This is a genomic window from Dehalococcoidia bacterium, assembly GCA_035310145.1.
GTDB lineage: Bacteria > Chloroflexota > Dehalococcoidia > CAUJGQ01 > CAUJGQ01 > CALFMN01.
In genome coordinates, this window is the sequence record DATGEL010000057.1 from 1 (window position 1) to 8581 (window position 8581).

7 protein-coding genes are annotated in these 8581 nt (G+C 69.8%); 5 read left to right on the forward strand and 2 right to left on the reverse strand.

Going from position 1 to position 8581, the window contains the following annotated elements:
• Positions 1-596: MFS transporter (locus tag VKV26_11670; GenBank protein ID HLZ70548.1), on the reverse strand; the 596-nt coding region annotated here is incomplete at its 3' end.
• A gap of 289 nt (positions 597-885) precedes the next feature.
• Here VKV26_11670 and VKV26_11675 point away from each other — a divergent pair.
• On the forward strand, positions 886-2070 hold the full coding sequence (locus VKV26_11675) for a CoA transferase (GenBank protein ID HLZ70549.1): 1185 nt from the start codon (positions 886-888) through the stop codon (positions 2068-2070).
• A gap of 39 nt (positions 2071-2109) precedes the next feature.
• Here the strand turns inward: VKV26_11675 and VKV26_11680 are convergent, their stop codons facing one another.
• Positions 2110-3666, reverse strand: a complete 1557-nt coding sequence (locus VKV26_11680; GenBank protein ID HLZ70550.1) for a carboxyl transferase domain-containing protein — start codon at positions 3664-3666, stop codon at positions 2110-2112.
• 160 nt (positions 3667-3826) lie between these two features.
• On the opposite strand from VKV26_11680, the gene VKV26_11685 reads away from it, so the two are divergent.
• From VKV26_11685 to VKV26_11700, 4 genes are all read left to right on the forward strand, one after another.
• Positions 3827-4987: a CoA transferase gene (locus tag VKV26_11685; GenBank protein HLZ70551.1), complete on the forward strand. Its 1161-nt coding sequence runs from the start codon at positions 3827-3829 to the stop codon at positions 4985-4987.
• Complete coding sequence (locus VKV26_11690) at positions 4980-6242, forward strand: CoA transferase (protein HLZ70552.1); 1263 nt, start codon at positions 4980-4982, stop codon at positions 6240-6242. Before VKV26_11685 ends, VKV26_11690 begins: the two co-directional genes overlap by 8 nt.
• 146 nt (positions 6243-6388) lie before the next feature.
• Positions 6389-7177, forward strand: coding sequence for an enoyl-CoA hydratase-related protein (locus VKV26_11695; protein HLZ70553.1), 789 nt, complete (start codon positions 6389-6391; stop codon positions 7175-7177).
• A gap of 53 nt (positions 7178-7230) precedes the next feature.
• Positions 7231-8334: a zinc-binding dehydrogenase gene (locus VKV26_11700; GenBank protein ID HLZ70554.1), complete on the forward strand. Its 1104-nt coding sequence runs from the start codon at positions 7231-7233 to the stop codon at positions 8332-8334.
• The last annotated feature ends 247 nt before the right edge of the window (positions 8335-8581 follow it).

Below are 8581 nucleotides of genomic sequence, written 5' to 3' on the forward strand. Positions count from 1 at the left end.
CGGCCCTGCGCGTACGGCTCCTTGTGCTCGCGCAGCACCCGCAGCGCCAGCAGGAAGCCGACGATGCCCACCGGCAGGTTGATGTAGAAGATCCAGCGCCAGCTCGTGTACTCGACCAGGTAGCCGCCGAGCACCGGCCCGAGGATCGGCGCGAAGATCACGGGCACCGAGATCAGCGCCGAGGCCTTGGCCCGCTCCTCGCCGGGAAACTCGCGCGAGAGGATCGCCGTGCTCACCGGCGTCATCATGCCGCCGCCCATGCCCTGCAGGAAGCGGAAGGCGACCAGTTCCTCGATGCTGCGCGCCTGCCCGCACAGCGCCGAGCCGATGACAAACGTCGCCATCGCCAGCAAGAAGGTGCGTTTGGTGCCAAAGCGGTCGGAGAGAAAGCCCGCGCCGGGGATGAACAGCGCCAGGCTGAGCAGGTAGCCCGTCACCGTCCACTCGACGCTGGAGAGCGGGGCGTGGAAGTCGGCCTGCAGGCGGGGGATGGCGACGTTGACCGCGGTGCTGTCCAGGATGTCCATGAACAGCCCGAACATGAAGACGATCGCCACGAGCCATTTGTACTCAAGCCGGAAGAGCCGCGAACGCATCAGCCACCGTAACCGCGCCGCGCCGGCCCCGAGGGAGCCGGCCAGGATAGCACGCGAGATGGCGTGCGCCGGCGATCCAGGCGGGCACACGCTCGTCGGCATGTTACGCCGTCGTGTGGCGCAACAGGAACCACGCAGCACAGGTTTTCCTGCGATTTATCGCGGATCCTCCGCGGCTCCGCGGGTCGGCGCTCCGCGGAAGCCGAGGCGAGTACACGCCGCGCCGGTAGCTCCGCGCTTCTGCATCGCCCATGATGCGAGGCAGATACGGGCGCCAGGGAGGCGATCGATGGCGAGACCGCTGGACGGCATCCGCGTACTGGACTTCACCTGGGCGCAGCAGGGGCCGTACGCCACCGTGCTGCTCTCCGACATGGGCGCCGAGATCATCAAGGTCGAAGGGCGCGAAGGCGAACGCGGCCGCGCCGGCGGCGTCAGCACGCCGCAGCCGGTGCCGTATTTCGTCGCCCACGACCGCGGCAAGCGCAGCATCACGCTCGACGTGCGCCGGCCCGAGGGCCGCACGATCGCGCTCGAGCTGGCGGCGCGCGTCGATATCGTGGTCAGCAACATGCGCCCCGGCGTGATGCAACGGCTCGGCCTCGGCTACGACGCCGTGCGGGCCGTGAATCGGCGCGTGGTCTACGCCAGCGCTTCCGCCTTCGGGCCGCTGGGCGGCCAGGCGAAACGGCCCGGACTCGACATTGTCGGCCAGGCGATGGGCGGGATCATGGCCGTCACCGGGCCGGAGGACGCCCCTCCCATGCCCGCCGGCGCCGCGATCGCCGACCAGGTTGGCGCGATCTACCTGTGCACCGGCATTCTCGCCGCGCTGGTGAAGCGCGAGCGCACCGGCGAGGGCGAGGAGGTCGATGTCTCGCTTTACGGCTCACAGATCGCGTTGCAGTCCTGGGAGCTGGACACGGCCTCGATGCTCGGCGCGGCCTCGGGACGCGCGGGGCAGGGGCACCCGCTGATCTCGCCGCGCGGCGTCTGGCGCTCGTTTGAGACGGCCGACGGCTACCTGGTGGTCGGCGGCGTGAACACGCCGCGCTTCAAGCGGCTCTGCGCCCTGGCCGGGCTCGACCAGCTTGCGGAACAGCATCCAGACGACGCAAGCCGGGCAGCAGGCGTACCGCAGATCGTGGCGGCGTTCGAGTCGCGCTTCCGCGAGGAGACGACGGCCCACTGGCTCGCGCTGTTCGTCGCGCACGACATCATCGGCGCGCCGGTGCAGAGCTATGCCGACGTGCTCGACGATCCGCAGGCCTGGGTGAACGGCTATCTCGCCGAGCTGCCGCACCCTGTCCTGGGCACGATCCGTGTCGCCGGCTCGCCGATCCAGTTCGGGCGAACACCGACCGTGCCGCAGGGGCCGCCGCCTGAGCTCGGCGACCACACGGAGCGCTACCTGGCGGAGCTGGGCTACGACTGGGAGGCGATCGCAAGGCTCCGGGCCGACGAGGTCATCTGAGCCCCTTGCCATCCGCGGTCTTGAGCCCCTCCCCGCCGCTCAAGGGCGGTACGGCGGCGCCGTTTGGCCCAGCTGCGTACGCAGGATCGGCTGCGCCTCCGCGACGAACTCGCAGAGCAGCGCGCGCGTGTCGCGCGGGTCGATAATGTCTTGCCCGGTCGCCTCTGCCGTGCGAAACGGCGATGCGATCGCCTGCAAGCGGGCCTCGATCTCGGCTCTTTTCGCTTCGGGATCAGTGGCGGCGGCGATCTCGCGCCGGTAGGCGGCGCTGGCGCCGCCCTCGATGTGCATGGAGCCCCAGCGCGCCGAGGGCCAGGCGTAGCGCTGGTACATGCCGCTGGGCCGCTGCTGGCACTGCCCCGCCACGCCGTACAATTGCCCGACCACGACCGTGGCCCACGGCATCCGGCTGCTGCAGGTCACGGTCACGAGCCGGGCGCCGGCGCGCTCGATCCCCTGCTTCTCCGATTCCAGCCCGACCATGAAGCCGGGCTCGTCCGCGAAGGAGATCAGCGGCAGGTGGAAGGTGTCGCAGAGCTGGATCAGACGCATCACCTTCTCGCCCGCCGCCACGTCGGTCGCCCCGCCGAAGATCGGGTTGTTCGCCATCACGCCCACGGCGTAGCCGTCGAGCCGCGCCATGCCGGTAATCCGCGCGCGGCCGTAGAAGGGCGCGATCTCGAAGAACGAATCGCGATCGACCACCGCAGTGACGATGCGGTGCGCGTCATAAGCGCGGCGCCGGTCGCGTGGGACCACGGAGAGCAGCGACTCGTCGCGCCGGCACGGGTCGTCATCGGCTTCCGTGCGCGGCGGCAGTTCCCAGACGTTCGACGGCAAAAAGTTCAGGAAGCGCCGGACCTGGCAGAAGGCATCGTCCTCGTCCTCGGCCAGGTTGTCCACCACGCCGCTGTGATAGACGTGGATCTGCTCGCCACCCAGCTCCTCTTTGATGATCTCGTAGCCCAGCGCTGCTCTGACCACCGGCGGACCGCCGGGGAAGAGCTGGCTCGTACCCTTCACCATGATGTTGAAGTGCGCGAGGCAGGCATTGACGCCCGGCAACCCGGCGACGGAGCCCATCACCACCGAGACGACCGGCACGGCGCGCAGCAGCTCCACGTCGATCGCTGACATCACGTTGCCGTCTGGCAGGTATGTGCGGCCCAGCTCCTCGAAGGCGCGCACGCTGCCGCCTGCCGCGTCGAGCAGGCGCAGATAGGGCAGCCGCCATTCCAGTGCACGGCGGTTCGCGGGCGGCTCCATGCCCAGGCCGCCGCCCTCACGCCGGCCGCCAGACCCTCCCCGAACGGTAAAATCGCCGGCGCTGACCACGACCTTGCGCCCGTCCAGCGTGCAGAAGCCATCGACCGCACCCTTCGGCGTGAAGCTCACCAGCTCGGCGCCGTCGTACTCGGCGCTGCCCAGCAAGCCCAAAAACTCGCGGAAGGAGCCGGGATCGGCCAGCGCCGCGATCCGCTCGCGCACGGTGAGCTTGCCGCTTGCGTGCTGGCGAGCGATCCCTTCCGGCCCTCCCATCTGCTGAGCCAGCTCACGGCGCCGCCACAGCTCATCGACCTCGGCCTGCCACGTCATCTGTGCCCTCGCCCACGTCCGTCTCCCCGCCATCCTACCGTTCGCCGCGCTTGCCGCAATGGCGCGGCGCCGAATCGCCCGCGAGCAGTCGAGGCGCTATGCTGCAACCGGCGCCGCCGTCGGCGCACACCGTTCGATGCGCCGGCCGCGTGGGGAACCGATGTCAGCCGAACCAGCCAAACCGTTTCAGGACCTGCTGATCGTCGAGCTGGCCGGCTCGGTGGCCGGCGGCTACGCGGGCAAGCTCTTCGCCGGCTTCGGCGCACGCGTGCTGCTGATCGAGCCGCCCGGCGGAGATCCGAACCGCCTGCTGGGCGAACGGCTGGGCGACGCCGGTACCCTCTTCGCCTGGCTGCACGCGGGCAAGCGCAGCGTCTGCCTCGATCATCAGTCGGCCAGGAGCCACGAGCTGCTCACCCAACTCTTCAATCGCGCCGATGTCGTGATCGAAAGCTCGTCGCCGGAGCCGCTGCGGCCGCAGACAGGCGGCCTCTCGAACGCGCGCCTGGTCAAGCTCTACGTCTCGCCGTTCGGCCTCACGGGGCCGTACAAGGACTACCGCTCGACGCCGTTCACCGACTACGCCGCCGGCGGGCAGATGTATGTCACCGGCGAGCCCGATCGAGAACCGCTGCAGGGCGCCGGCCGGCAGGCGGAGTATGCCGCCGGCGCCTACGGCTTCATCGCGACGATGGCCGCGCTGCGCCACCGCGCAGCCTGCGGAACGGGGCAGACGATCGACGTCTCGCACATGGAAGCGATGGCCAGCCTGCACCAGTGGACGTCGGTGAAGTGGACGCACAGCGGCACGATCGAGCGGCGCATCGGCAACCGCTACAGCTCGGCGCACCCGATTACGATCTATCCCTGCAAGGACGGCTACGTTGGCGTCAGCGCCGCGAGCGACCTCACCGCGGAGCGCTTTCTCAACGTGATCGGTATCGGCCACCTGTTCGCCGATGCGCGCTTCGCCACCGGCCTCGACCGGCTGGAGCACTACGAGGCGTTCGACGCGGCGATCCTGCCCTGGCTCATGGCGCACACGGTCGCGGAGATCGTTGCACTCGGCCAGGCGGTGCGGGTGCCCGTCGGGCCGGTGCCGGGAATGCTGGAGCTGCTGCACGATCCGCACCTCGCCGCCCGCGGCTTCTTCGAGACGGTAGACCTCGAAGGCCGAACGCTGCGTTTCCCCGGCGCGCCGTTCCGGCTCTCGCGCCATGCCTGGCATTTGCTGCCCGCGCCGTGCCGTGACGCGGATGCGGCCATGACGCTCGACACGTTGCAGCAGCCCGCGACCGGTGCGGAGGCCGCCGATGGCTGAGAGCGCGACAGCACTGGCCGGCGTTCGCGTGCTGGATCTCTCGCGCGTATGGGCGGGACCGTTGGCCAGTCGCATTCTCGGCGACCTCGGCGCCGACGTGGTCCGCGTTGAGGCAACCTGGTCGCGCGGCCCGAAGGCAGTGAGCGACACGTACGCGGCGCGCACGGGGCGCTATCCGCACGGCAAGGCTGGGAGGCGGCCCTGGAACCGCGAGGGCATGTTCAACAAGTTCAACCGCAACAAACGGGCGATCACGCTGCAGCTCGATTCGCAGGCGGGCAAGGCGCTGTTTGAGCGGCTGGTGAAAACCGCCGACGTGGTGCTGGAGAACTACAGCCCGCGCGTGATGCCGCAGTTCGGCCTCGGCTACGAGCGGCTGAGGGAGCTGAATCCGGGGATCGTTTACATCGGTGTGCCCGGCTTCGGCTGGAGCGGGCCGTCGCGCGACTGGGTGGCGCTCGGCACGATGATCGAACCGGCCGCGGGGCTTTCCAGCCTGATGGGCTACGCGGACGGCGGGCCGTACAAGTCCGGCGTCGCCTGGGCTGATCCGGTCGCCGCGCTGCACGCCGCCGCGGCGATCACCCTCGCGCTCTGGGACCGCGCGGCCGACCCGGAGCATCGCGGCCAGGCGATCGAGCTTGCGCAGCTCGAGGGCATGATCGACTTCATCGGGGAAGAGGTGCTGGCGGCGCAGGTGCGCGGCGCCGATGCCCCGCGCCGCGGCAACCGCTCCCCCGAATTCGCGCCGCAGGGCTGCTATCGCTGCGCCGGCGAGGATCGCTGGATCGCGATCAGCATCACCAGCGACGCCGAGTGGCGGTCACTCCGCACGCTCGCTGGCCTTGAAGCCTCCTTACCCAACCTGACACTCGCGCAGCGCTTCGAGCAGCAGGAGGCGATCGACGCCGCGATCGGCGCCTGGACGGCGCAGCATGAGCACATCGAGCTGATGCACTCCCTGCAAGCCGCCGGCATCGCCGCCGTGGCCGTCTTCGACGCACAGGAGTTGGTCGAAAGCGAGCATCTGGCGGCTCGCGGCTTCTACCTGCCGATCACGCACCCGGACGCTGGCACGTTTGTCTTCCCCGGCTTCCCGGCGCACCTGAGCGCCACGCCAGCGAGCTGCCGCAGGCCCGCGCCCGGCCTGGGCGAGCACAACCGCGAAGTGCTCGGCGGCGAGCTGGGACTGAGCGACGACGAGCTGGCGGCGCTTGAGGCCGCGGGCGTGATCGCAAGCGAGCCGCCGGCGTAGCGCCAGTGCTGCTGGACTGTTCATCTGCCCTCAGACGACTCCCGGCGCCCGCTGGACGGGGGGCGGGTTCTGCTCAATACTCTCGGTGGCTGCCGGCCTTCCGGCCGCAGAACCCCGGCGCAAACGCACGGAGGTGAGGTTCCTCGATGGCCTACCAGTACGCCACCTACGAAAAACGCGGGCACGTGGCCTATGTCACGATCAACCGCCCGGAGGTGATGAATGCGCTGCATCCGCCGGCGAGCGAAGAGCTGAGCGAAATCTGGGACGGCTTCGCCGTCGATCCGGACGCCTGGGTGGCGATCCTCACGGGAGCGGGCGACCGTGCCTTCTCCGCCGGCAACGATCTCAAGTTCACGGCGCAGAATTCCGGCCAGTTTTCCGGCTCCAGGCCGCCGCTGAAGGGCGGGTTCGGCGGCATCACCAGCCGCTTCGACCTGTTCAAGCCGCTGATCGCCGCTGTGAACGGCTGGGCGATGGGCGGCGGCTGCGAGATGGCGCTGGCCTGCGACATCGTGATCGCCGCCGAGCACGCCCGTTTCGGCTTGCCGGAGCCGCGCGTCGGTCTAATCGCCGGGGCGGGCGGCGTGCACCGGCTGCCGCGCAAGATTCCAATGACGATTGCGATGGGTATGATCCTCACCGGCAAGTCGATCGAGGCGCCTGAGGCGCACCGCTGGGGACTGGTCAACGAGGTCGTGCCCGCCGCGCAACTGATGCCCACGGCCGAGCGCTGGGCCGCCGAGATCATGAAGTGCGCGCCGCTGGCCGTGCGCGCCTCCAAGGAAGCGGCGATGACCGGACTCGATCTGCCGCTGGAGTCGGCGCTGCGCCGCTCGTACGACAATGCCCAGGCACACATGGCCTCGGCCGACCGCATCGAAGGCCCGCGCGCCTTCGCCGAGAAGCGCCAGCCAGCCTGGAAGGGCGTGTAGGCGAGCGCAGAGCCGGCGCAGGCCAGACAGGACGAGCAGGCGGAGGGTGAGCGATGAACGGGCGCGTGGCCGTGATCAAAGCGTACGGCAAGCCGTTCGAGCTGGAAGAGTATCCGGTGCCCGATCCGGAACCCGGCGCCGTGCTCCTGACGATGGCGCAGGCCGGCATCTGCGGTTCAGACCTGCACACCTGGCGCGGCGACCAGGCGTCGATTCCGCTGCCGCCGGCCGGCCGGGCGCTCGGCCACGAGGGCGCGGGGCGTGTGTTCAAGCTGGGCAAAGGCGTCACGACCGACTCGCTGGGCATGCCGCTGCATGAGGGCGACCGCGTGATTCACTCCGCCATCTTCCCCTGCGGCCGCTGCCACCTGTGCCTGCGCGGCGAGCCGAACTTCTGCCCCAACGGCGGCGCCTACCGGCCCGTCGATCAGTTCCCGCACTTCGTCGGCACCTACGCCGACTACTACTACCTGCCGCCCGGCCATCCAGTCTTCCGCGTGCCCGACGAGCTGTCCGACGATGTGCTGGGTCCGGTGAACTGCGCGATGGGCACCGTGACCCAGGGGCTGACGGCGGCCGGCTGCGGCGAGGGTCAGCAGGTGGTGATCCAGGGCGCGGGCGGCCTCGGCCTCTCCGCCACGGCGATGGCGAAGGACATGGGCGCTGAGCGCGTGATCGTGCTCGACCGCATCCCGCACCGCCTGGCGCTGGCGAAGCGCTTCGGCGCCGATGAGACGGTCAACATCAGCGACTACGAAGCGCCGCAGGACCGCATCCAGCGCGTGCGTGAGCTGACCGGCGGCCGCGGGGCCGACCTCGTGCTCGAGCTGGTGGGGCTGGCCTCGTTGATGTCGGAAGGGATCGCCATGCTGCGCAACGGCGGCACCTTCGTCGAGATCGGCAACATCGTGCCGGACAGCACGGCGACGATCTACCCGTCGCAACTGCTGCGCGGCAAGAAGATCATGGGCTCGGCCATGTACCGTCCCAGCATCCTGCCCATGGCTCTCGGCTTCCTCGTGCGGGCGAAGGGCCGCTATCCGTTCGAGGAGCTGGTCTCGCACCGCTTCCCGCTGGCGCAGATCAACGAGGCCTTCCCGATCGCCGAATGGAGCGGCAAGCAGACCGAAGTCACGCGCGCCGTGCTGGTGCCGTAGGCGCCGGCCCTCACCCCCGGCCCCTCTCCCAATCCTGGGAGAGGGGAGCTTTGCGCCACGCCTTCAGCCCTAGCCATCCGTCCCGAGATCTCCCCTTCCCCTACTCCCGCGTTGCTCAATGGAAGCGGCGATACGTCAGGCGTGACGTGACCCGGCAGTGGGGGGTGTCATGCCCCAGTTGCTCACTGCTCGCCCTGCCAAGGATGAAGGCGAAGCACGCCACGTGCGCAAGCTGGCGGCCAGGCGC